Consider the following 25,716-nt stretch of genomic DNA (forward strand, 5'->3'; position numbering starts at 1 on the left):
TGTCTCTCATTCGGCCACGAAGACGCCTTCGAGGCGGTCTTCCAGCTCGTCACTCGCCTCACGCAGGGCGGCGAGCGTTTCTTCATCCGGCTCCCACAGGTTGCGGTCGCATGCTTCAAGCAGGCGTCCCGCGACCCGGGCGGAGCTTTTCGGATTGAGTTCCGACAACCGCCGGCGCATGTCCTCGTCGAGGACGAAGGTTTCACTGATCTTCTGGTAGACCCAGGGCGCGACCTGGCCGGTCGTGGCAGACCAGCCGAAAGTCGCGTTCACATGGCCCTCGATCGCGCGCACGCCTTCGTATCCATGATCGAGCAGGCCTTCGAACCATTTGGGGTTCAAGGTGCGGGTGCGGGCCTCGAAATCGATCTGCTCGGCGAGCGTCCTGACCTTGGTGTTCCCGCGCGTCGCATCGAGGATGTAGACCGGTGCCTCGGCGCCCTTGGCCTTGGCGACCGAGCGGGTGACCCCGCCCAGGCCATCGACATACTGGTCGACATCGTTGATCCCGACCTCGACGCTTTCGAGGTTCTGGTAGGTGAAATCGACATCGGCCAGAACGCTCTGAAGCAGTTCGCGGCGCTGGACGGGCGAGCCCTTCACGCCATAGGCGAAGCCCTTGTTCACCTCGAAGGCGTTGGCGAGTTCGTCCGGATCGGTCCACGCCCCGCCGTCGATCATCTGGTTGACGTTCGCGCCATAGGCGCCCTCGGCATTCGAAAAGACGCGAAGCGCCGCGGTCTCGAGATCGCAGCCGAGCTTTTCCATCTGGGCGAGCGTGTGCTTGCGCACGAAGTTCTGCTCGAGCGGCTCGTCCGCCTGGCTCGCCAGCAGCGCGGCTTCGGCGAGCATGCGGGTCTGCATCGGCAGGAGGTCGCGGAAGATGCCCGAAAGCGTCGCCACGACGTCGATCCGCGGACGGCCGAGTTCCTCGATCGGGATCAGTTCGGCGCCTGCAAGGCGGCCATAGCTGTCGCGCCGCGGCCGCGCGCCCATCAGGGTCAGTGCCTGCGCGATCTGGGTGCCCTCGCTCTTGAGGTTGTCGGTTCCCCACAGCACCATCGCGATGCTTTCGGGGAAGGGCTGGCCACTTTCGACATGGCGCGCGATCAGCCGCTCGGCCTGCTCGGCGCCCTGCATGCAGGCGTAGCGGGTCGGCATGAGGAAGGGATCGAAGCCGTGGATGTTGCGGCCCGTCGGCAGGACTTCGGGATTGGCGACGATATCGCCGCCGGGCGCGGGCGGGACATAGCCGCCGTCGAGCGCGTGGATCAGCGCGCCCAGTTCGTCCGAAGAATCGAGCTGCTTGCCAAGCTCGCCGCGATCGATTCCCGCCTCAGCCATGAGCGCGGCTTCGACCATGGCATCGAGCATTTCCTCGCGCTCGGATCCTTGCGGGTTCTGCCCGAAGACGTGAAGGCCATGAGGAATAAGCGCTTCTTCGAGCTCGTAGAGCCGTTCGGTAAGTGTCCCGATCTCACCGCATTCGATGTCGAGAGCGTCGCATTGTTCGGCGATGATCGCGGCAAGCTCCTGGCGCTCCTGCGCATCTTCGGCGCTGCTGCCTGTCGCGCGCCAGCGATCCACGCTCGCCTTCAGTTCAGCGAGACCCTTGTAAAGCCCGGCCTGCGCGAGCGGCGGTGTCATGTAGCTCACCAGGGTCGCGGCGGAGCGGCGCTTTGCCAGCATCCCCTCCGACGGATTGTTGGCGGCGTAGAGGTAGAAATTGGGCAGGTCGCCGATCAGGCGTTCCGGCCAGCACGAACTCGACATGCCGGTCTGCTTGCCGGGCATGAATTCAAGCGCGCCATGGGTCCCGAAATGCAGCACCGAATGGGCTCGGAAATCCTCGCGGATCCAACGGTAGAAGGCGCTGAAGGCATGAGTCGGGGCAAAGCCGCCTTCGAACAGCAAGCGCATCGGGTCGCCTTCGTAACCGAAGGCGGGCTGGATGCCGACGAAGACGTTGCCGAACATGGCACCTAGCACCTGGATGTGGCTGCCGTCGCTCTGCTGCTTGCCGGGAGCTGGGCCCCAGGCGGCTTCGATTTCGGCGAGGTATTTCTCGCGCCGGACATGGTCGTCCGCCGGGATGCGCGCGGCGAGGTTGGCATCGGCGCCGTAGAGATCGGCATTGCCCTCGAGGATTGCAGTCCGAAGGTCATCGACGGTCTGCGGGACCTCGACCGAATAACCCTCGGCCTTCATCCGGGTGAGGGTTGCATGGAGCGATTCGTAAACCGACAGGAACGCCGCCGTGCCGGTTGCCCCGGCATTGGGAGGGAAGTTGAACAGCACCACCGCGACCTTGCGCTCTGCGCGCTGCGAGCGGCGGTTGCGGATCAGCTTGACGGTGCGCTCGGCCAGCGCTTCGGCGCGTTCGGGGCAGCCCTGCATCGGGCGCAGCTTCTCGGAAGCCGGGCGCGGACATTGCCGTTCGCAGCCCATGCAGCAATCGCCGCCTTCGCCCGCGCGGCCGCCGAAGACGCTCGGCACGATGGCGCCGTCGAGTTCGGGCAGCGCCACCATCAACGTCGCTTCGAGCGGCATCAGGCCCTGTTCGCCCTTGCGCCATTCCTCGATCGACTGGAATTCGATCGCGTGCGCGGCAAGATAGGGCATGTCGAGATTGCCCAGAACCTTGCGCGCCGCATCGGCATCGGCATAGGCCGGGCCGCCGACCAGCGAGAACCCGGTCAGGTTGACGATCGCATCGACTGCCGGCTTGCCATCGCGATCCATGAAGAACTTCTCGATCGCAGGCCGCGCGTCGAGGCCGCTGGCGAAGACCGGGATTACCTTGAGACCGGCATCCTCGAATGCCTTGATCGCGCCGTCGTAATGGTGGCTGTCGCGTCCCAGCAGGTAGGAACGCAGCAGGATGAGCCCGACCGTGCCGTTCTCGCCGCCGCCGGGCGGCAGCAGGCGAAGGCTTTCGGAAATGCGCTGTTTCGTGCGCGGGTGATAGACCCCGATTTCGGGATATTCGAGCGGAGCTTCGGCCTTGGTCTTGCCGCGCCGCGCCATGCGGTCGCCCGCGGCATAGCGGTCGATCAGCGCGCGGACCATGGCCACGACGTTTTCGTCCGAGCCCGAGAGCCAGTATTGCAGGGTCAGGAAATAGGCGCGCACGTCCTGCGCGGTGCCGGGAATGAACTTGAGGATCTTGGGCAGGCGGCGCAGCACCTTCATCTGCCCTTCGCCCGAACTGCCACCCTTCTTGCCCGAGCCGCGCAGCTTCTTGAGCAGCGCCATAGGGCCTTTCGCGGGCGCATCCATGCGGTAGGCGCCCATGCGGGTCAGCCGCACGATCTCACCCGCCGACATGAGGCAGACCATCGCATCGCAGCTCTCGCGCCGCGCTTCGAGATCGGGGAGGATCGCGCGGACCTGATCGTCAATGAAGAGCATCGTCACGATGACGATGTCGGCTTCCACGATCGCCTGCTTGCAGCGCGCGAGATGTTCACCGTCGCGTTCCCAATCGGCTGCGGCGTGGAGCGAGAGGTGAATGTTGTCCTTGCACAAAGTCTGGCCGGCCCGGTCCACTGCGCCCTTTAGATGATTGTCGAGCGTCACGATGGTGACGCGCACCGGGGAATTCATCCGCAGTTTGGTAGGGGCCTTAGCCAGGGGGGTGGGTGCCTTACCGTGCATAATGCGCCTTCGCCTCGTAAAGAGTTTCGACGTCGATCGGCCAGCGATCGTGATCCTGTGCGAATGCCTCGGTATTGCGGCGGGCCTTGCCGCGCACGAAGAACGGGATTTTCTTGAGTTCGCGTTCGGCCTCGTCGGTCCAGCGGTGGCTGTCGTCCCCGTCCGCATCGAGCGCTGACGGTGCGGCTTCGGCTTCTTCGAGCGACGCCAGTTCGTCATGAACAGGGATGCGGGCGGCCGCCGGGCTGTGAGCTGCATGGTGGCTGGGTCCGGCATCGTCCGAAAATTCGAAATCCTCGCGGAACATGGTGAGCAGATGCTCCTCCAGCCCCATGACGAGCGGATGGACCCAAGTGTCGAAGATCACGTTCGCGCCTTCGAAGCCCATTTGCGGGCTGTGGCGGGCGGGGAAGTCCTGGACATGGACTGGCGCCGAAATCACCGCGCAGGGCATGCCCAGGCGCTTCGCGATATGCCGCTCCATCTGCGTGCCGAGCACCAGTTCGGGGGCCGCCTCGGCGATCGCGTCCTCGACCTCGAGGTGGTCGTCGGTGATGAGCGGCTCAAGCCCGTGTTCGCGCGCGGCGGCGCGGATGTCGCGGGCGAATTCGCGGTTGTAGCAGCCAAGGCCGCAGACCTCGAAGCCGAGTTCATCGCGGGCGATGCGCGCGGCGGCGACGGCATGGGTAGCATCGCCGAAGATGAAGACACGCTTTCCGGTCAGGTAGGTCGAATCGACCGAGCGGCTCCACCACGGCATGCGGGATCGGGTGTCGCCGAGGGCAGGCGTGGGATCTGCACCTGCCAACTCGGCGACTTCGGCGATGAAGGCGCGTGTGGCGCCTACGCCGATAGGGACGCTGCGAACAGCGGGCTGGTCGAACGTGCGTTCGAGCCAGCGGGCCGCTTCGTCAGCGATCTCGGGATAGAGGACGATGTTGAAATCCGCCTCGCCGATCCGGGTAATGTCGGCGGGGGACGCGTCCAGCGGCGCGACGAGGTTCACCTCGACGCCCAGCTGGGCGAGCATTTTCCTGACCTCGACGAGGTCGTCGCGGTGGCGGAAGCCAAGCGCGCAGGGGCCGAGGATATTGGCCCGAGCCGCCCGGCCTTCACGGGGCGCGCGTTCTACATCGCGCCGGGCGAGGCCGCGCACGACCTGGTAGAAGGTTTCGGCCGCGCCCCAATTTTCCTTGCGCTGGTAGCTCGGCAATTCGAGCGCGATCGCGGGGCAGGGCAGGTCCATCGCTTCGGCGAGGCCGGCCGGATCGTCCTGGATCAGCTCGGCCGTGCAGGACGCGCCGACGATCATCGCCTGCGGCTTGAACCGCTCGGCCGCTTCGCGCGCGGCCTGCTGGAACAGTTCGGCCGTATCCTTGCCCAGATCGCGCGCCTCGAACGTGGTGTAGGTCACCGGCGGACGATGATTGCGCCGCTCGATCATGGTGAAGAGCAGGTCGGCATAGGTGTCGCCCTGCGGCGCGTGCAGGACGTAATGCAGCCCCTTCATCGCGGTCGCGATCCGCATCGCGCCGACATGGGGCGGGCCTTCATATGTCCAGACCGAAAGCTGCATCGCCTACACCTCCAGCCTGTCGCGGCGGCGCAGCGGCCGGGCGAAGAGTTCGGCGAGGTCGCCCGCCTGGTCGAAGCCGTGGATCGGCGAGAAGACGAGTTCGATCGCCCACTTGGTCGACAGGCCCTCAGCCTCGAGCGGATTGGCAAGGCCGAGGCCGCAGACCGTAAGATCGGGCCGGTCCTCGCGCACGCGGTCAAGCTGGCGGTCGACGTGCTGACCTTCGCTGATCCGTGCGCTTTGCGGAATACGGGCGAGATCGCGGGCGCAATGCGCGCGGTGAAGATAGGGCGTGCCGACTTCGACCGGGATCATCCCGAGTTCGGTCGTCAGGAACCGGGCGAGCGGGACCTCAAGCTGCGAATCGGGCAGGAAGCTGATCCGCTTGCCCTCGAGTTGACCGCGCAGATGCGACATCGCCTTGCGCGCCCGTTCGCGGCCCGGCGCCGTGACCTTTTCGAACAGCGCGTCATCCACAAGGAATTCGCGCGCGGCGGCAGCGAGCCAGTCGGTCGTGCCTTCGGCGCCGAAGGGGAACATCGCGTCAAGTCGCACCGCGCCGCGATCTTCCAGGGCCATGGCCGTGTCCGACAGGAATGGCTGGGCGAGCAAATAGCGCGTGTTCGGGCCGACCGCAGGCAGATCGCGCGAGTCGCGCGGCGGCAGCACGCGGACATTGTCGATGCCCATCTGGTCGAACAGGCGCAGGAACTGGTCCTCGACGATGTCGGGAAGCGAGCCGACGATCAGCAATTGCTTGGCCGCATCGCTCTTCGCACGGGGCATTTCCGGGACCAGCGCGGCAAGGCATGCGTCCTCGCCCTGGGTGAAGGTCGTCTCGATCCCGCTGCCCGAATAATTGAGGATCCGAACGCGGGGCATGTATTGCTTGCCCAGGCGCTCCGCGGCCTTGGAGAGATCGAGCTTGATGACCTCGGACGGGCAGGACCCGACGAGGAACAGAGTCCTGATGTCGGGTCGGCGCGCCAGCAGTCGATCGACGACCCGGTCGAGTTCGTCCTGCGCATCGACCATCCCGGCAAGGTCGCGCTCCTCCATGATCGCGGTGGCGAAGCGCGGCTCTGCGAAGATCATGACGCCCGCAGCCGATTGCAGCAGGTGCGCGCAGGTGCGCGATCCGACCACGAGGAAGAAGGCGTCCTGCATCTTGCGGTGCAGCCAGACGATGCCGGTGAGCCCGCAGAATACCTCGCGCTGGCCGCGTTCCCGCAGGATCGGGCGAGCCGAGGCCTTCTCGGAGGCGGGAGCCGAGTCGCAGCCTGAAAGGATGGTGGTATCGCTCATGCCGCCACCGCCTTTCCGACAGCCGCCTCGGCAGCGTCTTCCGCTTCCGCCTGGAGCCGCGCTGCGCGAAGCTTGAGCAGGAATTGGACCGCGTTCACGACATAGGTCGCATAAGCGGCAAGGGCGACGAACATGCGCTGTTCGAGCGTTCCGTATTCGCCCAGCAGCATCACGAGATAGGCCGTGTGCAGGGCGATGACGAGCATCGAGAAAACGTCTTCCCAGAAGAAGGCGTCGGCGAAAAGGTATTTGCCGAACACGACCTTCTCCCAAATCGCGCCGGTGACCATGATGGTGTAGAGCACCAGCGTCTTTACGACGACCGAGACGTCCGCCGCGAAGGCGCCTTCGCCGGTCATCAGGGTACGGATGACGAGGCCGAGACTCACGAGGAAGACGAGGAACTGCAGCGGGGCGAGCACGCCCTGGACAATCGTCCAGACCGACTCGTCCCGGCGCTGGCGCTCTTCTGGAGTGTAGAGCCCACGCCTGATCCCCTTGTGCTCGTTAACCTGCGGCTCGAGGGCCGCGGGCCCGACCGGGGAGGGTTGATCCTTCCGAGTCATCGTATGTGATAGCCTCTGCTTTCGAGTGTGGAGACTATGCGCATTGCAATGGGGGTGTCAACAAGATTGGACGTTCATTTCTGTTGACATTGGACAGGTCCTGTCAGAGCCTGTTTGCGGAAATGCCGAAAAGGGCGTAGACCTCAGAGTCGCTGGTGCAGGGGGTCTGGGAGAGTTGTCCTCACGCATCGGCGGCGACGCGATCCGCGCCGTTCCCGGCAGGGGTCGGACCCGCACTTGGGTCCGGGTCGGGAGTTTGGGAGGGTCAGAATATGGCACAAATGAAAAGCGCCGGCGTCTTTGGCGCAAGCTCTGCCGCCTTACGCAAGGTTATCACCAACCCTCTGTATCGCGATCGGCGCAAGGAAAAATCTGACGCCGCAGCGGCGGGATCCAGATCCGGGGATGCAATCAACACGATCATCGAGGGGGAGATCATCCCGCGCCTCATGATGGCCCATTCGGGCGGCGGCGAAGGCTCGCCTTCCGAAGATCGCCCGCGTGAGATCGAACCTGCCGATGCCGCCCGCTTCGCGATTCTGCCGCTCGAACTCGAGGCGGATGCTTTGCTCGAGGAGATCGACCGCTTTCTCGGCAAGGGAGTCAGTGTCGATGCGATTTATCTCGACCTGCTCGCCCCCTCTGCCCGGACGCTCGGAGACATGTGGGACCGCGACGAATGCGATTTCATCGACGTGACGATGGGTCTGTGGCGGCTGCAGGAAGTCATGCGCGAAGTCGCGATGCGCGTTCCGGGCGATCCGACCCCCGGCCTCGGCCGCAAGGTCGCTTTGTTTTCGGCGATGCCGGGCGATGTGCATTCGTTCGGCACATTGATGATCGAGGAAGTCTTCGCCCGTGCGGGCTGGGAAAGCGAGGCGCTGGTCAAGCCGGAGCGACGCGAACTTCTCGACCGCCTGTCGCGCCGGCGTTACGATCTTGTCGGCCTCACGATCGCGCGCGATTGCCCGAGTTCGGCGCTCGCCAATCTGATCAAGGCGATGCGCAGCGTGTCCGCCAATCCGCAGATCGCGGTCCTCGTCGGCGGGCGTGTCATCAATGAAAACCCCGCCATGGTCGCCGAGGTCGGCGCAGATGGAACGGGGATCGATGCCCGCGCGGCACTTGCAACTGCGGAGAAGCTTGTCCATTCGGCGCACGCCGACACGCAAGAGATCTCCTAGGCTTGATTGTCCATGCTGACCCGCAAGCATTCGATCGAGGGTAAAAACCCTTTCGGCCACGCTGCCGAACTGTTCGACACTCTCGATGCCGATGCAGCGATGAAGCTTGCCATGGTGGCGGGCGACGTCACCCTCGTTCTCGATGATACCGGCACGATCCTCGATGCTGCCTTCGATCCCAAGGATTTCCCCTCTTTCGAAGGGTTTGTCGGGACCAATTGGATCGAGACGGTAACCGAGGAGTCCCGCCCCAAGATCATGGAAATGCTGGCCGCCGCCCGGCGCGGTGAGGTCCAGCACTGGCGGCAGGTCAACCATCCCTCGCGCGATGGCGAGCTGCCGATCCGCTATGCCGTGCTCAGCGTCAACAAGGGCGAACATCGCATCGCCTTCGGGCGCGATCTGCGCGAGGCGGGAAAGCTGCAGGCGCGATTGCTGCAGGTCCAGCAATCGCTCGAGCGCGACTATCTGCGCATGCGCCAGCTCGAATCGCGCTATCGCATGCTGTTCGAGCGCTCGCATGAAGCGGTGCTTATCGTGGAGGCCTCGAGCCTTCGGATCCGGGAAGCGAATCCGGCAGCGCATACGCTGCTCGGGGCGCGGGCGGGAAGCCTGCCGGGCAAGAAACTGCCCGGGATGGTCGACAAGTCGGCTCGCGACACGCTCCAGACTCTCGTCGGCGCGGCGCTCGTTTCCGATTCGGTCAGCCCGATCCCGATCAAGTTGACGCGCAACGGGCGCGAGGTGAATGCCTCGGTCGCCGGCTTCACTCAGGATCGCGGCCAGTTCCTGCTGGTTCGCCTGGTTCCCGCAGGCGAACAGGATGGCGGCGAAGCCTCCCCCGTCCTCGACCTCGTCGACCAGATGCCCGACGCCTTCCTCGTTGCCGATGCCAATCTCGAAGTCGTGAGCGCAAACAATGCCTTCGTCGAGATGGTCCAGGCCGCCAGTCTCGACCAGCTGCGCGGGCGGCATCTGTCGGAGTGGGTCGGACGCCCCGGGATCGACCTCGATCTCATCGAAGGCCAGATCGACCAGCACGGGGCAGCCCGCAATGTCGGAACGGTGCTGCGCGCAAGCGGAGAGACCGAGGGCGAGCCGGTGGAGCTTTCGGCGGTGCGCAGTTCCGGCGACAATCCGCTTTACGGCTTCGTGATACGCCCGATCGGACGCCGCCTGCGCGATCTGCCGCCTGGGGCGCAGGACCTGCCGCGTTCGGTTGAGCAGCTGACCGACCTCGTCGGGCGCATGTCGCTCAAGGATATCGTGCGCGAGAGTACCGACCTCATCGAGCGGCTCTGCATCGAAGCTGCGCTGTCCTACACGTCCGACAATCGGGCTTCGGCGGCTGAGATTCTCGGCCTGTCGCGTCAGAGCCTTTATTCCAAACTGCATCGCTACGGTCTCGGCAACCTGCCGAGCGACCCCGAGTCGTAAGCGTTTTTGACACAGCCCGACTGACGCGCCTGACACTATTTGTCGGGCGAAATGCGCTTATTCCACGACGGCGATAACTCGAGTGTCAAAATAATTTGACGCCTGCGACTGTCAGGCATAGCCTGCGCCCATGGAAACGACCGTAGCCTCGACTCGCCACGCGCCGATTCCCGCGCCGCGCGACGTCCTGCAATTGCTCAAACCGATCACGTGGTTCCCCCCGATGTGGGCCTTCATGTGCGGCGCCGTCTCTTCCGGGGCGGGGCTCGAGGGTCGCTGGTGGTTCGTCGCTGGCGGCGTGCTCTTGGCAGGGCCGCTGGTCTGCGGGACGAGCCAGGCGGTCAACGACTGGTTCGACCGCCACGTCGATGCGATCAACGAACCCGACCGGCCCATCCCTTCGGGAAGGATCGCGGGCCGCTGGGGTCTCTATATCGCGCTTATCGGCACGCTGATCTCGGCCGCGGTCGCGCTGGCGCTGGGCGAACTGGTCTTCGTCGCCGCGCTGGTGGGCCTCGCGCTCGCCTGGGGTTATTCGATGCCGCCTTTCCGCTTCAAGACGAGCGGATGGACAGGGCCGCTGGTGGTCGGGCTGACCTATGAGGGGCTGAGCTGGTTCACCGGCGCGACCGTCATGCTGGGCGCTTTGCCTTCGAGCGAGGTGCTCGTCGTGCTCGTGCTCTACAGCCTGGGCGCGCACGGCATCATGACATTGAACGATTTCAAGGCGGTCGAAGGCGACCGCGCGACCGGCCTCAAGTCGCTACCCGTCGTCATGGGCGTGGAAGGCGCAGCGATCGTTGCGTGCGCGGTTATGGCCGCGGCGCAAGTGGTCGTTGTCGCGCTGCTGATGGGCTGGGGTTATTCGGTCTCGGCGAGCGTGGTCGGCATAGCGCTCGTCGCGCAATTCCTCGCGATGCCACGTCTGGTCAGCGATCCGGCCAAATATGCGCCTTGGTACAACGGGGTAGGGGTCACGCTCTACGTTCTCGGGATGCTCGCGGCGGCGCTGGGGCTTGGAGGATATATCTGATGTCGCCAGGCGCGGTTTCGAAGGGTGGCCTTGGCTGGTTCGGCATCGTCCGGATCGGTCTCGTCCAGGCTTCGATCGGCGCTCTTGTGATGCTGGCGACGACCGTGCTCAACCGGCTGATGGTGGTCGAATACGCGCTGGCTGCCGCGATTCCCGCAGGGCTAGTCGCCTGGCATTACGCGGTGCAGCTTGCGCGGCCTTTGTGGGGCCATGGCTCTGATAAGGGGCGGAGGCGCGCGCCGTGGATCCTCGGCGGCATGGCGGTGCTGGCGCTTGCTTCACTGCTGGCCACCCAGGCGACGTTGATGATGACCTCCGAGCCCTTGATAGGATTCAGCCTCGCGATCATCGCCTACACGCTGATCGGCGCGGGCGTCGGCGCGAGCGGCACTTCCGCGCTGGCCCTGCTGGCCTCCGCCGTTGCCCCGGCGCGGCGTTCTGCAGCGGCGGCGGTGACCTGGATCATGATGGTCGCCGGTATCGTCGTATCAGCTATAAGCGTGGGCGCGCTGCTCCAGCCTTATTCGCCGCAGCGGCTTCTGATCGTAGCCGGCGGGCTCGCGCTCACCGTCACCCTCATCACCGCGCTTGCTACCTTCCGGCTCGAGGGCCGACACGAAGTGTTCGAGGAAACTGCCAAGGACGAGCCCGCACCCGACTTCATGGCTGCCCTGCGCGAGATCATGAACGAACAGGCGGCTCGCCGCTTCACCATCTTCATCTTCGTCTCGATGATCGCCTTCAGCATGCAGGACCTCATCCTCGAGCCTTTCGCGGGTCTCGTCTTCGGAATGGAGCCGGGCGAATCGACCCAGCTCGGTGGTCAGCACCAGGGTGGCATCCTTCTCGGCATGATCGTTGCCGGGATCGGCGGCAGCGCCTTTGCCGGCCGGCTGCCAGGCGAATTGCGGCTCTGGGTCGTTGCAGGCTGCATCGGTTCGGCGTTCGCCCTTGCGACGCTCGGCGCGGCGGCGATGCACGGCCCGGGCTGGCCGATCGGTATCAATGTCTTCGTGCTCGGCTTTTCGAACGGCGTCTTCGCCGTCTCGGCGATCGGCGCGATGATGGGCCTTGCAGGATCCGGCCGGACCACCCGCGAGGGTGTCCGGATGGGCGTGTGGGGCGCGAGCCAGGCGATCGCCTTTGGGCTCGGTGGCCTTCTCGGAGCGCTGGGCGTGGACATTGCCCGGCAGATCATGGCGCATGATGGCAGCGCCTTCCGGTTCATTTTTGCCATCGAGGCGATCCTGTTCGTGATCGCGGCAGGGCTCGCCCTGCGCACGACAGGCCCCAGCGCGGCTCCGCGAGTGGAACCCGCGCGCGATTCGGAGGTGTTCGCATGAGAGAGAAAATCTACGATGCCGTCGTCGTGGGCGGTGGCCCGTCCGGCGCAACTGCCGCGACCGACCTTGCCCTTGCCGGGCATTCGGTACTGCTGCTCGAACGCGGAGGCCGGATCAAGCCCTGCGGTGGGGCGGTGCCCCCGCGGCTGATGGAGGATTTCGACGTCCCGCAAAGCCTGCTCGTCGCCCGCGCGCGCTCGGCCCGGATGATCGCGCCGTCGGGCCGGGCCGTGGACATGCCGGTCGGCGAAATCGGCTATGTCGGCATGGTCGACCGCGAGGAATTCGACGAATGGCTTCGCGAACGCGCGCGCTATTCGGGTGCGGAACGGCTCGAAGGCACATTCGAGAAGGTCGAGCGCGACGATGAAGCGCATCCGATCGTCACTTTCCGCCGCCAGCGCGGTGGCCCGATCGAACGGGTCCGCGCGCGTTGCGTGATCGGCGCGGACGGTGCGCGCTCTGCCGTGGCCAAGCAATGCCTGCCGGGTGCCGAACGTGTCCCGTGCGTCTTTGCCTACCACGAGATCATCAAGTCGCCCGAAGAGGATTCGGACGCCTATGATCACTCGCGCTGCGATGTATTCTACCAGGGTAAGCTCTCGCCCGATTTCTATGCCTGGGTATTCCCGCATGGCGAGACCGCGAGTGTCGGAGTGGGCAGCGCGAACAAGGGCTTCAGCCTGCGCGGCGCGATTTCGACCATGCGCGCCGATCTTGGCCTGACGCGCTGCGAGACGGTCCGCCGCGAAGGCGCGCCGATCCCACTTAAGCCGCTCAAGCGTTGGGACAATGGGGCCGACGTGATCGTCGCGGGCGATGCCGCCGGCGTCGTGGCACCCGCTTCTGGCGAGGGGATCTACTACGCCATGACCGGCGGCCGGATGGTCGCCGAGGCAGCGTCCGAATTCCTCAAGACCGGCGAGGCCAAGGCCCTGAAGAAAGCGCGCAGCCGCTTCATGCGGGAGCATGGTAAGGTTTTCTGGGTCCTCGGGATGATGCAGTATTTCTGGTATTCGAGCGACAAGCGCCGCGAGCGCTTCGTGACGATGTGTGACGACAAGGACGTGCAGCAGCTCACCTGGCAGGCCTACATGAACAAGAAGCTCGTGCGGGCGAAGCCGATGGCGCATGTAAAGATTTTCCTCAAGGATACTGCGCATCTGCTGGGCTTGAGGGAGGCAACACGTTAAAACCCTCAGCATGAAAGCAACCTGGATCATTCCGGTCGTCGTCGCCACGCTGGCCGCCGTTTGCGTGGCCGCGCTTGGGGCGACGATCACGGATCTGGGGCCGTGGTATCAGGGGCTCGAAAAACCCGACTGGACCCCGCCCGATCCCATGTTCCCGATGGCATGGACGCTGATGTATGCCCTCATCGTCGTGTCGGGCGTGACCGCGTGGCGAGCGGCGCCCGACAGCGCTGTCTCCGAAAGGATCGTCAGCCTGTTTGCGCTGAACGGCTTTCTCAACATCACCTGGAGCCTGCTCTTCTTCCGCCTTCAGCGGCCCGACTGGGCGTTCTACGAGCTCATCTTGCTGTGGCTCTCGATCATCGCGCTCATCATCTATTGCGGGCGCTATTCGCGCGGGGCGAGCCTCCTGCTTGTCCCTTATCTGGGTTGGGTCAGCATGGCCGGTGCTCTGAACTGGGCAGTGGTAGAGCTGAACCCACCCTTCGGCTGAGTAGGGCCGAGGCACGGCAGGCGCTTTTCGCGCCCGTGTGAATGTTCCCCGTTCCAGAACGCCTGGGGCCCCTTGCGCTCGGCCCCTCGAATTCAGTGCGCCAGGCGGTCCCCGAGTCCCCGATACCGCATCGCTGCTTGGCCCCATCGGATCTTCGCTTGAAATCACCCGCGGGTCTGGCGCGAGCTCATGGGCCTGTGGCAAGGCGAGTCCAACGCTTTTGCAGGATGGGGAGCCAATTCGAATGTCCTGGCTGTTCGAGACCGGCCATGCCGCCGACATCATCCTTGCGGTGCTCTTGATCGAAGCCGGCTGGCTCCGCCGCAGAGGATGGAGGTGGCTCGACCTTGCCGGGCTGCTTGGCCCTGCCGCGCTGATCGTACTCGGCCTGAGGGGTGCGATGACCGGGGCCGAATGGCCGTTCATCGCGGTGCCGCTGGCGCTTTCGCTTCCGCTTCACCTGCTGGATGTCAGGCTGAGGGAAAAGGACGCGGCGTGAAGAGCCGCCTGCCGGGGCGCAGGGTTCACGAGAGCTGATCCGGCCGACAGCACAGCCATAGGGAAGGCAAGCTTTCCGGCTAAACCTCGCCTTGCAGATCGTCCTTGGTCTATCCCAATCATCCAAAGAAGAAGCCCGGCCGCGCCATTGGCGGGCCGGGCTTCTTCATCGGGCCGACTGGCGGGGATCCGGCTGCGCAAGCAGGGGATCCTCCGCCGTTCGGGCGCGTCACTTCGGAGCGTAATAGTGCTCCTGCGCCCAGACATACCAGTTGTCCACCACCGTGCCGGAGAGCAGGATGCCGATCCCGCCGGTCAGCGTGGTGAGGACCGCGAACCACCAGGCCCAGCGGTGGATCGATTCCATCGAGGCGTTGAAGCCCATGGTCCACCTCCAGAACAGCGCCGCGCGTTCCGAAGCGGTGCCGCGATCGGTGATCTGCTCGATCTCGCGCTCACCGCCATAGCGGCCCACGGCAAGGATCGTCGCCCCGTGCATCGCGAACAGGACCGCGGAACCGTAAAGGAACACGATCGAAAGCGCGTGGAAGGGGTTGTAGAACAGGTTGCCGTGGATGAGCGAGAAGTTGTTCGTCCAGTCGAGGTGGCTGAAGATACCGTAAGGAACCGCCTCCGACCACTGGCCGAGCAGGAGCGGGCGGATGAAGCCCAGCACCAGGAACAGCCAGATGGCGCTCGCGAAAGCCCATGGAATGTGCATCCCCATGCCGAGCGCCTTGGCCCTCGAATAGGTTCGCGCCCACCACAGGAGCACCGCTGCCGACAGGAAGCCGCCCGTGAGAATGAACCAGCCCCCCTCATTGAGCGGAACGAACAGGCTGAACCCGTATTGGGGGCCCGGAGGATCGAGCGAGAGCCAGAAGAGCTCGCGCACGAAGGCCTGCGGGCTCCAGTTGACCTGGGCCCAGAAATTGAACCCGATGATCAGGATCGCGATTGTCCCGAAAGCCAGCGAGGCAGTGCCGAGCCAACCGAGATAGATCGGGCCGAACTGAGCCTGGCCGATCTTGCCCAGCCAGTAATTGTTGCCCGTCGCCGGGATGCGGATGTCCTCCTCGGGAGAGAGGGGGATGCCCATTTCCGGCGGCCCGGTAACCTGGACCTGCGTAAAGATGTTTTGATAAGTCGCCATGGTTCAGGTGCTCCTCACGACCAGATTGGGATCTTCTTCCAGAAATCCCAGAATTCCGGCCAGCTGCCGACATAAAGGGTTCCTGAAATCACGATGCAGATGGCGCTCCAGAACCCCGCGTTGAGAGCGAGGAAGAGCCCCACACGGTGGATGCCCAGCGTGCCGACCGAATAACCGATGAAGTCACGGAAATAGGTGTCTTCGTATTCGGGCGTCTTCACGTTGGTCCCGTTCGACGGGTTGACCGCCGAGAGCACCAGGCCGCCATGGAGCGCAAGCGCAAGGCAGTTCGTGAAGAAGAAGGTGATCGCCAACATGTGGACCGGATTGTAGTGGAAGTTCACGTACATGTACCCGGTGTTGGAAACCCAATCGAGGTGGCTCCAAATGCCGTAAGGGAATGCGTGCCCCCAGGCACCCATCCATACCGGCCGGATCACGTTCAGGGTCACATAGGCGAAGACGGCGAAGCTGAAGGCGACCGGAACGTGGTAGCCCATGCCCAGCTTGCGCGAGATCTCTGCCTGGCGGAACACCCATGAATAGAAGGCGACGACTGCGCAGGCCGTGATGATCTGCCAGTATCCGCCCTCGCTCAGAGGGGCGAGAGCAAGCCCGGCTTCGATCGGCGGCGGTTGAATGTCGATCAGCCAGGGATTGAGGGTAGGCCCTTCGATGGCAGCGGCGAAGATGAGCGCGGTGCCAAGCAGCGCGCTGATTGCCGTCGTTACCCCAAAGAAGCCGACATAAAACGGCCCGACCCAGAAGTCGAAAAGGTCGCCGCCGATCAAGGTGCCGCCGCGCACGCGGTATTTCCGCTCGAAACTAAGGAGCGCCATAGGTCCATCCTTCCCGCCTGACGGCGGGTTTTGAAGGTTTCGTAAGAAGTGTCAGGAGGCAGGCAGGCGAACCTGCCCCCTCACATTTCGGCTTGCGTCAGCTAGCGGTCGGGGCTTCCGACAGCTCGATGGCAGCCTGAGCCGGCGCCGTGGTGCCGGGGGCGTTTTCAAGCCAGTTGTAGCGATCCGTGCTGAGCAGGATGAAGTGGATGGTGAAAGCGAGCACGGCGAGAACGACGTGCAGGCCCACCAGAGCCCGACGGATGTCAAAGTAGAACCAGATTCTCCACATGAGAATTTCCTTTCAATAGGACTTCGTGATTGCTGTCTGTCCGGCCATTGAGCCGGTCAGGCATGCGATCAGAGGCCGAAGCCGCCGCCGATCCAGGGCTTGTAGGCCCACATCAGCGCATGCGCGACGAGCGCAATCACGACATAGAGGGTGAAGGTCGACATGAAGCCCTTGTGGATTTCCTGGGCTTCTTCGGGCGTGAGGTAGGTTCCCACCCGCTCACCGCCGGGGTTCGGATCTGTCATTGGTATGTCTCCGTTCAGTTGGGTTTGAGTGGGAGCCCGAAGGCCCCCGTCGGCATCCCCGCGTGATCCCCCACGTGGATTGGTTCGCCCGCAAGCGGGCATTCGGTTGAGCCATCGCCGGCGCCTCTCGGGCAGGGCAGAAGGCGGATGCGTGCATCACGCACTCTCCCCCTGCAGGCGCGCTTCGGCGAGGCAATCGATGGTCACGATCCGCTCACCATTGCGGCGGGCGGTCCGTTCGGCCGCATCGCGCAGGCGCTTGGCGGCGGAAATGCGGATCAGGACCGGCTGTTCTTCGACCAGCCTATCGAGTTCCGCCTTGGCGTCCTTGTCCCAGGTCAATTCGGTTTCGTTCTTCGCCGGCGTTGCATCGACCTTGTCGAGATCCGTCCCGAGCGGGAGGATGTAGAACAAGGCGTCGAACAGCGCGTTGCAGACTTCCTGGACGAGATAGGTCGCCCCGGCATAGCCCATGAAGGGGGTGCCGGTATGGCGGCGGATCGCGGCGCCCGGGAAGCTCGCCGGAATGAACATCCCGCGCGCTCCGCATTCGGCCATGTACATGCGCTCGTTGTAGCTGCCGAACATCACCAGCGGCGGGTTCGTGGCGATCTGCTCGCGCACGTCCTCGTTCTTGGGCTTGACCCCGGCACAGCGCGACACCGCCATGGTGCAGGGCAGGCCCATGTCATCCTCGAGGAAATGGCGGATGCCGCGGGCATAGGTTTCGTTGGCGACGATGCCGAAGCTCGCCGTGCCGAAGAAATCCTGCGTGACCGAACGCCACAGGTCCCAGAGCGGCTTGATCGTGGTGTGCTTCTCACGCTCGATGAAAGGTTCCGGATCTAGCCCGAGCTCCTCGCCAAGCGCGCGCAGGAACTTGGTGGTCGAGGACAGCCCGACCGGTGCCTGGAAGTACGGGATCTCGAGCGTTTCGCACAGGTTGCGCCCGAACTCGCGGTACATGCAGATGTTCGCATCGGCCGTGCCGAGCTGGCGGATATCGGCAAGGTGGCTGCCCAATGGGAAGACCATGCCGACTTCGCAGCCGATGCCTTCGACCAGCCGCCGGATCTCGGCGAGGTCGGATGGCATATTGAACATGCCGTAGCTGGGGCCGATGATATTTACGACCGGCTTTTGGCCTTCCTTGCGCGGCTTCTTCGCCGGGACCTTCTTCGGCCCGAATTCGGTCCACAGCCAGGTCAGCGCGCGGTCGGCGCTCTGCCACTGGTCCTCGTCGATGGTGCGAGGCAGGAAGCGCTTGATGTTCGTGCCCTGCGGCGTGACGCCGCCGCCGATCATCTCGGCGATGGAGCCGGTCACGACGACGGCGGGCAATTCGGGGTCAAGCGTCTGCCAGGCGCGCTTCATCGCGCCTTCGGTCCCGGTCTTGCCGAGCTCTTCCTCGGCGAGGCCGGTCACGACGATCGGCAGTTCATGCGGGGGCAGGGCGTCGGTGTAATGCAGCACCGAGGTCACCGGCAGGTTTTCGCAGCCTACGGGACCGTCGATGATGACCTGCAGGCCCTTCACGGCGGTGAAGACATAGGTCGCACCCCAATATCCGCCAGCACGATCGTGGTCGAGTACGAGTGTCATGTGCCGATCGCCTCCGATGCCTTGCGCGCCGCTTCGTTGAGGGCTGCGTATTTCTTCCGGAATTTGGGCCGGTCTACGGGCGTGTCTTCCCAGACGCCCGCGGCGTGCTCGGTCCCGACGCCCTCGAAGAAGTCGCGCATCGTGTCGAAGCGTTCCTTGTTGCCGAGCGCGCCGTTGATCACCGTCGCAAGGCTGCCTGCGCCCGCCGGTCCCATCAGCGGACGGGCCGAGATGAGATTGGTGAAATAGAGCGAGGGGATCGCCTTGGTCTTGGCGTGCTGCACGACCGGGGTGGTGCCGATCGCGAGATCGGGGCGGAATTCCTCGATCGCGGCGATGTCCTGTTCGAGGCTCGCACGGTAATTGACCCGGCACCCGCGCGCCTCGAGCCATTCGCGGTCGGGATCCGACCACTTCGTCCTCGGGCAGGCGCTGCCGACATAGGGCACTTCCGCGCCGCTTTCGATCAGCAGGCGGGCGACCAGCAGTTCCGAACCCTCATAGCCCGAGACGGTGATCCGGCCCTTGATCTGGGAGCCCGCAAGCGCGCCCTTGATCGCGCCGATCATGGCGTTCTTCACTCCGTCGACCTTTTCGCGGGGGAGACCCATGGTCTCGCCGATCGCTTCGAGCCAGGCGGCGGTGCCGTCCGCGCCGACCGGGGCGGAGCCGATGATCGGGCGCCCCGCCGCTTCGAATTCGCGGATTGCGGCGGTGTAGAAAGGGTGGATCGCGGCGACGACCGAACCGTCGAGCGCGGAATAAAGCTCACGCCATTCGCGGGTCGGGACGACTGGCCCTGCGGCAAGGCCAAGCGGTTCGAGCATCTGCCCGATCACCACCGGATCGGCCGGGAACATCTCGCCCAGGAGCGTGACGGTCGGCTTGTCGGTGCGTTCGCGCGGGGCGGCGACGGGGCCCTGTTCGGCCTCTTCGCGGGCATATTTGAGCATCGCGCCGGCAAGGATGTCCTTCGCCTCGGCATGGGTCGGCACGCCGAAGCCCGGCACGTCGATCCCGATGATGCGAACGCCGTTGATCTGCTTTTTCAGCAGGCGCAGCGGCACGCCGCTCGCGGTGGGAACGCACAGGTTCGTCACCACGATCGCGTCGTATTTCTCAGGGTCGGCGAGATCCTCGACCGCTTCCTTGATGTCCTCGAACAGCTTGCCGGTGACGAGCGTTTCCGAGTTGAAGGGCACGTAGCCCACGGTCCGGCGCGCGCCGTAGAAGTGCGAGGTGAAGGTCAGGCCATAGACGCAGCAGGCCGAGCCCGAGAGGACCGTTGCCGTGCGGCGCATGCGAAGACCGACGCGCAGGGATCCGAAGGCAGGGCACATGCTCTGGGGCTGATCGTGCGGCCCGGCATTGGGGTCGACCGGATAGTCCTTGGCATATTGTTCGAGGATGTCGCTCTTGCCCGCGGCCTTGGCGGCTTCGAGCATGCGGTCCTTGCCGCCGTGGCAGCCGCTTCCCTCGGCGGCGGGCGGCGCTTCAGGCGACGCTTCGGTCGCGGGTGCGAGGTCGATCCGGTCGGGAGCGCGCACCTCGTCGGTCGCGTCACCGCGGGTTTCGGGGGTGGGGTTGAAATCGCTCATGGTTTCATACCTCGTCGTAGATCACTTCAAGGCTTTCGCGGGTTTCGAAGACGCCGCCGCGCATGTCGGCCTGCGTCGCGGGGACCAGTTCGACATTTCCGCCCGTTTCATCGGCGCTGAACAGGCCGAGCAGGCCGTCCTGATCGAGCGGCTTGGGGCGCACCGGCGGCGCGACTGCGACATTTTCCGCAAGATCCTCGAACAGGCTGCCCCATTCGCCGCCGGGAAAGCCGATGATCTGGTAATTCGCGCTTTTGCGACGGATGTCCTCGTGCGCGGGGATCGCGGTGAGGACGGGGATGCCGACCGCCTCGGCGAAGGCATGGGCTTCGCCGGTGCCGTCGTCCTTGTTCACGATCATGCCGGCGACGCCGACATTGCCGCCCATCTTGCGGAAATATTCGACCGCTTGGCAGACATTGTTCGCAACATAGAGCGATTGCAGGTCGTTCGATCCGACCACGATCACCTTCTGGCACATGTCGCGCGCGATCGGCAGGCCGAACCCGCCGCATACCACGTCGCCGAGGAAGTCCAGGAGGACATAGTCGAAGCCCCAGTCGTGGAAGCCCAGCTTTTCCAGGGTTTCGAAGCCGTGGATGATGCCGCGCCCGCCGCAGCCGCGGCCGACTTCGGGACCGCCCAGTTCCATCGCGAACACGCCGTCACGCTGGAAGCAGACATCCTCGATGCGCACTTCCTCACCGGCGAGCTTCTTCTTGGAAGACGTCTCGATGATCGAAGGCGTGGCCTTGCCGCCGAACAGCAGGCTGGTGGTGTCGGACTTGGGATCGCAGCCGATCAGCAGGACGCGCTTGCCCTGCTGGGCCATCATATAGCTGAGATTGGCGAGGGCGAAGCTCTTGCCCGAGCCACCCTTGCCGTAGATCGCGATGATCTGCGTTTCCTTGGTCACCTCGCCGGTGTGCACCGGGTCGGGTTCCTGCGCGGCCTCCTCGCGAAGTGCTGCGTCTTGGCTTTCAAGCATGGTCATCTGCAATCCCTCCAGTCCAGAACCATTTTCAGGCAAGCGGGATCGCTGAAGGCCTGCGGATAGGCCTCTGTCGCATCCCGCGCCGGACGGCGATTGGTGACCAGTCCGGCAAGATCGAGACGACCCGTTTCGATGAGGTCGTGCGTTTGGGTGATGTCGTCCGCCTGCCATTCGGCTGCGATGCGCAGCCGCGCCTCCTTCATGAAGGCGGCGGGGAAGGCGAAGCTGACGCGGTCGGAATAGAAGCCGGCGAGCACGATTTCGCCGCCCTTCGCCATCCGGCCGACCAAGGTGTCGACGATGTTGGAATCCCCGCTCGCGTCGTAGATTGCGCGGTAATCCTTGCGCTCGTCCGCTTCGGGATGGATCGCGTCGTAGCCTGCAGCGCCGTGGCAGCGATCGGGATTGGTTTCCCACACGGTCGGCGCGTCGCCGCCCAGCGCCAGCGTGAGCCGCGCGAGCAGCCGGCCGAGCACGCCGTGGCCGATGATGAGATCGGGTAGGCCGCCGCCATTGATGGCGTGCAGCGCGGTCGCGGTGAGCGCGCAGAGCACACCCGCTTCGCCGAGATGTTCGGGAACCGGCAGGACCCGCGCAGAAGGCACGATGACCTGGCTCGCAGTGCCGCCGAACAGGCCGCGCGCGTCGGAATAGCAATTTGCGCCGGGCACGAAGACCCAGTCGCCGATCCGGCCCTTCGCCTCTGCGCCCGCATCGATGATCCGGCCGACCGATTCGTAACCGGGAACGAGCGGATAACCCATTCCGGGGAAGGGCGGCATGCTGCCGGTCCAAAGAAGCTTTTCGGTTCCGGTGCTGACCCCGCTCCAGGCGATTTCAACGAGAACGTCGCCGGGCTGCATCGGCGTCAGTTCGAGCGAGCGGAGCGCCAGACGCTCGGGCCCTTCGAGTATGACTGCCAATGTGTCCATTCGGCTCGCTCCTGCTTGCCTCGTATCGAGAGCGGCATGGGTGCCGACTCGATTGGGTCGAGGACCACCTACTCCGTACTGTCTGTTAAGCCTTACGTAGACGACTGTCAAATTTTTTGGACAACGCCGGATCAGGCGGTCGCGACGACAATGCTCGCGATCACGGGCTGGGGTGTTGGGACGGTTTTCGAGGCGGAAAATCCGGCCTCGGCCAGCATTGCCCGGATCTCTTCGGCCGAGCGCGCGCGGCCCGATCCCATCGCCCACAGATAGAGTCCGAAAAACGCCTCACCCATCGCCTCCGCGCCGGGCACGCGGGCCATGGGCTCGGCGATCATAAGGCGTTTGCCGGGATCGAGCGCGCGGCGGATATTGCGCAGCAGATCGAGCGCCGGGCCGTCGTCGTGATCGTGCAGGATGCGGACCAGCGAGACGAGGTCGAAGCCCGCCGGAATCGAATCGCGGAAGAAGTTGCCGGGATGGAAGGACAGCCGCTCCGTTCCGAATTCGCTCGCCAGCGGTTCGCGCGCGTTTTCCACAACTTCGGGGAGGTCGAACAGGCCGAGTTCGATTCCGGGATAGGCCCGGCCCACATGGCCGAGAAAGGCGCCGTGCCCGCCGCCCACGTCGAGCAGCCTTGCGCGCGCGGGGAATCGGAACGCGGCGAGCACCTGGTCGGCCACGAATTGCTGCGACGTCGCCATGAGGCGCGAATATTCGGTCGTCTCGCGGCCGGCCTCGGCAGCGCCATGCAGCGCACCGGCATAAGACCAGAAGCGCGACAGCTCGGTCGCCTCGCTGCGGTCCTTGCGCAGGAGTTCGAGCGGAGCTTCGAGATCGCGATAGAGAAGCCGGTGGTGGCGGATCATCGCCTGCGTCCCCTCGTCCGCCTGCAGCACCGCCCCCTGCTGGCCGAGCATCCAGCCGTCCTCGAGCACTTCCTCGGCCAGATCGAGAGCGCGCGCCGCACGCAGTAGGCACAGCGTGGCGTCGTCGGACAAGTCGATGCGCCCGGCTATCTCGCTGGCGCCGAGTGGGCCATGCTTCAGCACGTCGAGCAGGCCGCTATCGACGACCGCACGCAATATCTGCGAGTAGGAAAAGCCGACCACGAGATCGAACATGGTGCCTGCGCGGCTTCGCGCGATTCGCCGGATCAGGGGCAGTTTCGCTGCCCAGTACTGGAACTTGGGATTCGCGAAGACGGCGTTGCGCCGGGCGGTCCAGCGGACCTTGAGCGGCGTGCCCGCCATCAGGAAATCGCGATTTCATGTGTCATATGTCCAAACAATTGGACAGATGGTGTGACAAGGTCAATAATATTGTCCCGGGATTGGATGGCCGGGGAAATCCGGGGAGAACGGGTGAGCGCGCGCATCGTCATTATCGGGGCAGGCATTGGCGGGCTGACCAGCGCCGCCATGCTTGCCGCACGCGGCCATGATGTGACTCTCGTCGAAAAGGAACGCTGGATCGGCGGCAAGGCGCGCCATGTCGAGGTCGACGGCCAGCCGGTTGCCGCAGGACCGACCGTTTTCACGATGCGCGACGTGTTCGAAGGTCTCTTTCATGCCTGCGACGCGCGGCTCGAGGATTTCATCACCGCACGCCAGGCCGGGATCATCGCCCGCCATGCCTGGGAGGATGGCGGCCATCTCGACCTTTTCGCCGATCCCTTGCGCAGCGAGGAGGCGATCGGCGATTTCGCCGGAGCCGAGGCGGCAGCGGGTTTCCGCTCTTTCCGGCAGGAGGCGCGGCGCATCTACGAAGTGCTAGACGAGCCTTTCCTGCGCGGTGAAAGCGCTTCGACGCCGCTGCCGATGATGTGGCGCATCGGCCTGCTCAACATGGGCGATATGCTCGCGATGCGCCCCTTCGACAATCTGTGGAAGGCGCTGGGCGAACATTTCGCCGATCCCCGCCTGCAGCAGCTCTATGGCCGTTATGCGACCTATTGCGGCTCCGACCCGTTCCGGGCGCCCGCGACCCTCATGCTGATCGCCCATACAGAGGCGCGCGGCGTCTGGCTGATCGATGGCGGCATTGCGGCGCTCGCTCAGGGAATCGGCATGCTGGCCGAGCGCAAGGGGGCGAAGATCCGCACCGGCGAGGGGGTCTCGCACATATTGGCGCAGAATGGCCGGGTGAACGGGGTCCGCCTCGCGAGCGGGGAAATGCTCCACGCTGAGATCGTGATCTGCAATGGCGATCCCGCCGCCCTTGCCGAAGGGCGATTCGGCCACGAAGCCGCGCGCGCCGTGCGTTCCATGCCGACCACCAAGCGCTCGCTTTCGGCGCTCGTATGGTTCGCCCACGCGAAGACGAGCGGTTTCGACCTTACCCATCACAATGTCTTCTTCTCACGCGATTACGCTCGCGAGTTCGAGCAGATCCGCTCCGGTCGTCCGCCCAGCGAGCCGACCGTCTATCTGTGCGCCCAGGATCGCGGAGCCAACGACAAGGGCGAAAACCACGACGGCGCCCGCGAGCGCATCCAGATCATCGTCAACGCCCCCGCCAACGGGGACACCCATGCCTATTCACCCGAGGAGACCGAGCAATGCACACGGCAGATGAGGGCGACGCTCGAGCGGTGCGGCCTCGAACTCGAGGACCCTATGCCCCACGAACTCGCCAGCCCGGCGACATGGGAGAAACTGTTCCCGCAAACCGGTGGAGCCCTTTATGGCAGGGCGTCGCACGGCTGGGCGGCCTCCTTCCAGAGGCAGGGTCCGAGGACCCGGATGAAGGGGCTGTACTGCGCGGGCGGGGCGACGCATCCGGCAGCCGGCGTCCCCATGGCAGCCTTGTCCGGACTGCTGGCGGCAAGGACGATCGCATCGGACCTCGCTTCGACGCGGAGGTTCCACCCGGTGGCTACACCTGGTGGTACGTCGATGCGATCAGTGACGACGGGCAGCACGCCCTGACGATCATAGCCTTCGTCGGCAGCGTCTTTTCACCCTATTACAAGCGCAGCGGCCGTCACGACCCGCTCGACCATTGTTCGCTCAACGTCGCGCTCTACGGACCCGAGGCGCGCTGGGTCATGACCGAGCGCCCGAGCGGGTCCGTCACGCGCGAGCCCACCACGCTCGCGATCGGGCCAAGCAGGGTCGAATGGAAGGGCGATGCGCTCCACATCCATATCGAGGAGCGCGACACGCGCCTCTTCAACCCGGTGCACCGCCGGGTGCGCGGCGTCGTAAAGGTCCATCCCGAGGCACTCAATCCCACGAGCTTCGCACTCGACCACGGCGAGAAGCACATCTGGCACTGCCTTGCCCCGCGCGCGCGGATCGAGGTCGACATGGAAAACCCCGGGCTTTCGTGGAAGGGCAAGGGCTATTTTGACCACAATCGAGGGTCCGAATCGCTCGAAGACGGCTTCCGCATCTGGCACTGGTCGCGGGCCCATACGAAGCACGGAGCTCTGGTCTGCTATGAAGGCGAACGTCGCGACGGCTCGCTTTTCGCCAGCGCGATCCGGTTCGACCGTAACGGCGTGGCCGAGGATGCCGAACTTCCCCCGATTGCCCGGCTGCCGCACAGCAAGTGGCGGGTGGAACGCCGGGCGCGCTCGGAAATCTCGGTCGCGCGGGTACGGCGGACCTGGGAGGACACGCCCTTTTACGCGCGCAGCGAACTGTCCTCGCATCTTGACGGGGAGGAAGTCGTGGCGGTGCAGGAAAGCCTCGACATGCGGCGCTTCGCTTCGCCCATCGTCCAGTTCATGCTGCCCTACCGGATGCCGCGCAAGCGGGCTTAGGAGACCT

Annotated in this window: 22 protein-coding genes; 9 read left to right on the forward strand and 13 right to left on the reverse strand. The window is 64.9% G+C overall.

The window, feature by feature from the left end; translation table 11 throughout:
* Positions 1–6: 6 nt before the first annotated feature.
* From Ga0102493_RS04335 to bchF, 4 genes are read right to left on the reverse strand one after another with little or no spacing between them, the layout of a single operon-like run.
* Positions 7–3,606 (reverse strand): magnesium chelatase subunit H, encoded by a 3,600-nt coding sequence (locus tag Ga0102493_RS04335; protein WP_051698060.1) that lies wholly within the window; start codon positions 3,604–3,606, stop codon positions 7–9.
* 40 nt (positions 3,607–3,646) lie between these two features.
* Positions 3,647–5,233, reverse strand: a complete 1,587-nt coding sequence (bchB, locus tag Ga0102493_RS04340; protein WP_034904410.1) for a ferredoxin:protochlorophyllide reductase (ATP-dependent) subunit B — start codon at positions 5,231–5,233, stop codon at positions 3,647–3,649.
* A 3-nt stretch (positions 5,234–5,236) separates the two neighbouring features.
* A complete protein-coding gene (locus tag Ga0102493_RS04345) occupies positions 5,237–6,538 on the reverse strand; it encodes a ferredoxin:protochlorophyllide reductase (ATP-dependent) subunit N (protein ID WP_034904408.1) in 1,302 nt (433 codons plus the stop codon).
* Positions 6,535–7,104: a 2-vinyl bacteriochlorophyllide hydratase gene (bchF, locus tag Ga0102493_RS04350; RefSeq protein ID WP_034904406.1), complete on the reverse strand. Its 570-nt coding sequence runs from the start codon at positions 7,102–7,104 to the stop codon at positions 6,535–6,537. Before bchF ends, Ga0102493_RS04345 begins: the two co-directional genes overlap by 4 nt.
* 272 nt (positions 7,105–7,376) lie before the next feature.
* On the opposite strand from bchF, the gene Ga0102493_RS04355 reads away from it, so the two are divergent.
* The 7 genes from Ga0102493_RS04355 to Ga0102493_RS04385 all read left to right on the forward strand — a co-directional run bounded on the left by Ga0102493_RS04355 (position 7,377) and on the right by Ga0102493_RS04385 (position 14,286).
* On the forward strand, positions 7,377–8,288 hold the full coding sequence (locus tag Ga0102493_RS04355; RefSeq protein WP_034904404.1) for a cobalamin B12-binding domain-containing protein: 912 nt from the start codon (positions 7,377–7,379) through the stop codon (positions 8,286–8,288).
* 12 nt (positions 8,289–8,300) lie between these two features.
* Positions 8,301–9,725 (forward strand): transcriptional regulator PpsR, encoded by a 1,425-nt coding sequence (gene ppsR / locus Ga0102493_RS04360; protein WP_034904402.1) that lies wholly within the window; start codon positions 8,301–8,303, stop codon positions 9,723–9,725.
* Between the two features lie 130 nt (positions 9,726–9,855).
* Complete coding sequence (gene chlG, locus Ga0102493_RS04365; protein ID WP_034904400.1) at positions 9,856–10,758, forward strand: chlorophyll synthase ChlG; 903 nt, start codon at positions 9,856–9,858, stop codon at positions 10,756–10,758.
* Positions 10,758–12,101, forward strand: coding sequence for a BCD family MFS transporter (locus Ga0102493_RS04370; RefSeq protein WP_034904397.1), 1,344 nt, complete (start codon positions 10,758–10,760; stop codon positions 12,099–12,101). The genes chlG and Ga0102493_RS04370 overlap by 1 nt, the downstream gene beginning before the upstream one ends.
* Positions 12,098–13,294, forward strand: coding sequence for a geranylgeranyl diphosphate reductase (locus Ga0102493_RS04375; protein WP_034904395.1), 1,197 nt, complete (start codon positions 12,098–12,100; stop codon positions 13,292–13,294). The genes Ga0102493_RS04370 and Ga0102493_RS04375 overlap by 4 nt, the downstream gene beginning before the upstream one ends.
* Positions 13,295–13,304: 10 nt before the next feature.
* Positions 13,305–13,787 (forward strand): TspO/MBR family protein, encoded by a 483-nt coding sequence (locus Ga0102493_RS04380; RefSeq protein WP_034904393.1) that lies wholly within the window; start codon positions 13,305–13,307, stop codon positions 13,785–13,787.
* A 244-nt stretch (positions 13,788–14,031) separates the two neighbouring features.
* The gene (locus tag Ga0102493_RS04385; RefSeq protein ID WP_174544531.1) at positions 14,032–14,286 is read left to right on the forward strand and encodes a hypothetical protein; all 255 of its coding nucleotides are present in this window, start codon (positions 14,032–14,034) and stop codon (positions 14,284–14,286) included.
* A 228-nt stretch (positions 14,287–14,514) separates the two neighbouring features.
* Here Ga0102493_RS04385 and pufM read toward each other — a convergent pair whose 3' ends face one another.
* The 9 genes from pufM to Ga0102493_RS04425 form a co-directional block, all read right to left on the reverse strand.
* Positions 14,515–15,438 (reverse strand): photosynthetic reaction center subunit M, encoded by a 924-nt coding sequence (gene pufM, locus Ga0102493_RS04390; RefSeq protein ID WP_034904391.1) that lies wholly within the window; start codon positions 15,436–15,438, stop codon positions 14,515–14,517.
* 14 nt (positions 15,439–15,452) lie between these two features.
* Positions 15,453–16,277, reverse strand: a complete 825-nt coding sequence (pufL, locus tag Ga0102493_RS04395) for a photosynthetic reaction center subunit L (RefSeq protein WP_034904389.1) — start codon at positions 16,275–16,277, stop codon at positions 15,453–15,455.
* 97 nt (positions 16,278–16,374) lie between these two features.
* Positions 16,375–16,569: a light-harvesting antenna LH1, alpha subunit gene (gene pufA / locus Ga0102493_RS04400; RefSeq protein ID WP_034904388.1), complete on the reverse strand. Its 195-nt coding sequence runs from the start codon at positions 16,567–16,569 to the stop codon at positions 16,375–16,377.
* Between the two features lie 68 nt (positions 16,570–16,637).
* Positions 16,638–16,814, reverse strand: a complete 177-nt coding sequence (gene pufB, locus Ga0102493_RS15675; protein WP_081845664.1) for a light-harvesting antenna LH1, beta subunit — start codon at positions 16,812–16,814, stop codon at positions 16,638–16,640.
* A gap of 156 nt (positions 16,815–16,970) precedes the next feature.
* On the reverse strand, positions 16,971–18,416 hold the full coding sequence (bchZ, locus tag Ga0102493_RS04405; RefSeq protein WP_034904385.1) for a chlorophyllide a reductase subunit Z: 1,446 nt from the start codon (positions 18,414–18,416) through the stop codon (positions 16,971–16,973).
* Positions 18,413–20,014, reverse strand: a complete 1,602-nt coding sequence (bchY, locus tag Ga0102493_RS04410) for a chlorophyllide a reductase subunit Y (protein WP_081845663.1) — start codon at positions 20,012–20,014, stop codon at positions 18,413–18,415. Before bchY ends, bchZ begins: the two co-directional genes overlap by 4 nt.
* Before the next feature lie 4 nt (positions 20,015–20,018).
* Positions 20,019–21,008 carry a chlorophyllide a reductase iron protein subunit X gene (locus Ga0102493_RS04415; protein ID WP_034904383.1) on the reverse strand — a complete coding sequence of 330 codons (990 nt, stop codon included), beginning with the start codon at positions 21,006–21,008 and terminating at the stop codon, positions 20,019–20,021.
* A complete protein-coding gene (gene bchC, locus Ga0102493_RS04420; protein ID WP_034904380.1) occupies positions 21,005–21,940 on the reverse strand; it encodes a chlorophyll synthesis pathway protein BchC in 936 nt (311 codons plus the stop codon). Before bchC ends, Ga0102493_RS04415 begins: the two co-directional genes overlap by 4 nt.
* Positions 21,941–22,071: 131 nt before the next feature.
* Entirely contained in the window at positions 22,072–23,193 is a 1,122-nt protein-coding gene (locus Ga0102493_RS04425) for a methyltransferase (protein ID WP_034904379.1), read from the reverse strand.
* A gap of 84 nt (positions 23,194–23,277) precedes the next feature.
* Here Ga0102493_RS04425 and crtD point away from each other — a divergent pair, with 84 nt between their 5' ends.
* The gene (gene crtD / locus Ga0102493_RS04430; protein ID WP_051698056.1) at positions 23,278–24,870 is read left to right on the forward strand and encodes a 1-hydroxycarotenoid 3,4-desaturase CrtD; all 1,593 of its coding nucleotides are present in this window, start codon (positions 23,278–23,280) and stop codon (positions 24,868–24,870) included.
* 119 nt (positions 24,871–24,989) lie between these two features.
* Positions 24,990–25,709, forward strand: coding sequence for a hydroxyneurosporene dehydrogenase (locus tag Ga0102493_RS04435; RefSeq protein ID WP_069297458.1), 720 nt, complete (start codon positions 24,990–24,992; stop codon positions 25,707–25,709).
* Positions 25,710–25,716: the final 7 nt, after the last annotated feature.

The sequence above is a fragment of the Erythrobacter litoralis genome, assembly GCF_001719165.1.
Taxonomy (GTDB): domain Bacteria; phylum Pseudomonadota; class Alphaproteobacteria; order Sphingomonadales; family Sphingomonadaceae; genus Erythrobacter; species Erythrobacter litoralis.

What these genes read in the sequence shown, in the direction of transcription:
- Ga0102493_RS04370 (WP_034904397.1), top strand. Translation starts at nt 10,758, where the DNA reads ATGTCGCCAGGCGCGGTTTCGAAGGGTGGCCTTGGCTGGTTCGGCATC.
- bchF (WP_034904406.1), bottom strand. Translation starts at nt 7,104, where the DNA reads ATGACTCGGAAGGATCAACCCTCCCCGGTCGGGCCCGCGGCCCTCGAG.
- bchC (WP_034904380.1), bottom strand. Translation starts at nt 21,940, where the DNA reads ATGGACACATTGGCAGTCATACTCGAAGGGCCCGAGCGTCTGGCGCTC.
- ppsR (WP_034904402.1), top strand. Translation starts at nt 8,301, where the DNA reads ATGCTGACCCGCAAGCATTCGATCGAGGGTAAAAACCCTTTCGGCCAC.
- bchZ (WP_034904385.1), bottom strand. Translation starts at nt 18,416, where the DNA reads ATGACACTCGTACTCGACCACGATCGTGCTGGCGGATATTGGGGTGCG.
- crtD (WP_051698056.1), top strand. Translation starts at nt 23,278, where the DNA reads ATGGCCGGGGAAATCCGGGGAGAACGGGTGAGCGCGCGCATCGTCATT.
- Ga0102493_RS04345 (WP_034904408.1), bottom strand. Translation starts at nt 6,538, where the DNA reads ATGAGCGATACCACCATCCTTTCAGGCTGCGACTCGGCTCCCGCCTCC.
- bchY (WP_081845663.1), bottom strand. Translation starts at nt 20,014, where the DNA reads ATGAGCGATTTCAACCCCACCCCCGAAACCCGCGGTGACGCGACCGAC.
- Ga0102493_RS04335 (WP_051698060.1), bottom strand. Translation starts at nt 3,606, where the DNA reads ATGAATTCCCCGGTGCGCGTCACCATCGTGACGCTCGACAATCATCTA.
- Ga0102493_RS04375 (WP_034904395.1), top strand. Translation starts at nt 12,098, where the DNA reads ATGAGAGAGAAAATCTACGATGCCGTCGTCGTGGGCGGTGGCCCGTCC.
- Ga0102493_RS04355 (WP_034904404.1), top strand. Translation starts at nt 7,377, where the DNA reads ATGGCACAAATGAAAAGCGCCGGCGTCTTTGGCGCAAGCTCTGCCGCC.
- pufM (WP_034904391.1), bottom strand. Translation starts at nt 15,438, where the DNA reads ATGGCGACTTATCAAAACATCTTTACGCAGGTCCAGGTTACCGGGCCG.
- Ga0102493_RS04380 (WP_034904393.1), top strand. Translation starts at nt 13,305, where the DNA reads ATGAAAGCAACCTGGATCATTCCGGTCGTCGTCGCCACGCTGGCCGCC.
- chlG (WP_034904400.1), top strand. Translation starts at nt 9,856, where the DNA reads ATGGAAACGACCGTAGCCTCGACTCGCCACGCGCCGATTCCCGCGCCG.
- pufA (WP_034904388.1), bottom strand. Translation starts at nt 16,569, where the DNA reads ATGTGGAGAATCTGGTTCTACTTTGACATCCGTCGGGCTCTGGTGGGC.
- pufL (WP_034904389.1), bottom strand. Translation starts at nt 16,277, where the DNA reads ATGGCGCTCCTTAGTTTCGAGCGGAAATACCGCGTGCGCGGCGGCACC.
- bchB (WP_034904410.1), bottom strand. Translation starts at nt 5,233, where the DNA reads ATGCAGCTTTCGGTCTGGACATATGAAGGCCCGCCCCATGTCGGCGCG.
- pufB (WP_081845664.1), bottom strand. Translation starts at nt 16,814, where the DNA reads ATGACAGATCCGAACCCCGGCGGTGAGCGGGTGGGAACCTACCTCACG.
- Ga0102493_RS04425 (WP_034904379.1), bottom strand. Translation starts at nt 23,193, where the DNA reads ATGGCGGGCACGCCGCTCAAGGTCCGCTGGACCGCCCGGCGCAACGCC.
- Ga0102493_RS04435 (WP_069297458.1), top strand. Translation starts at nt 24,990, where the DNA reads ATGACCGAGCGCCCGAGCGGGTCCGTCACGCGCGAGCCCACCACGCTC.
- Ga0102493_RS04415 (WP_034904383.1), bottom strand. Translation starts at nt 21,008, where the DNA reads ATGACCATGCTTGAAAGCCAAGACGCAGCACTTCGCGAGGAGGCCGCG.
- Ga0102493_RS04385 (WP_174544531.1), top strand. Translation starts at nt 14,032, where the DNA reads ATGTCCTGGCTGTTCGAGACCGGCCATGCCGCCGACATCATCCTTGCG.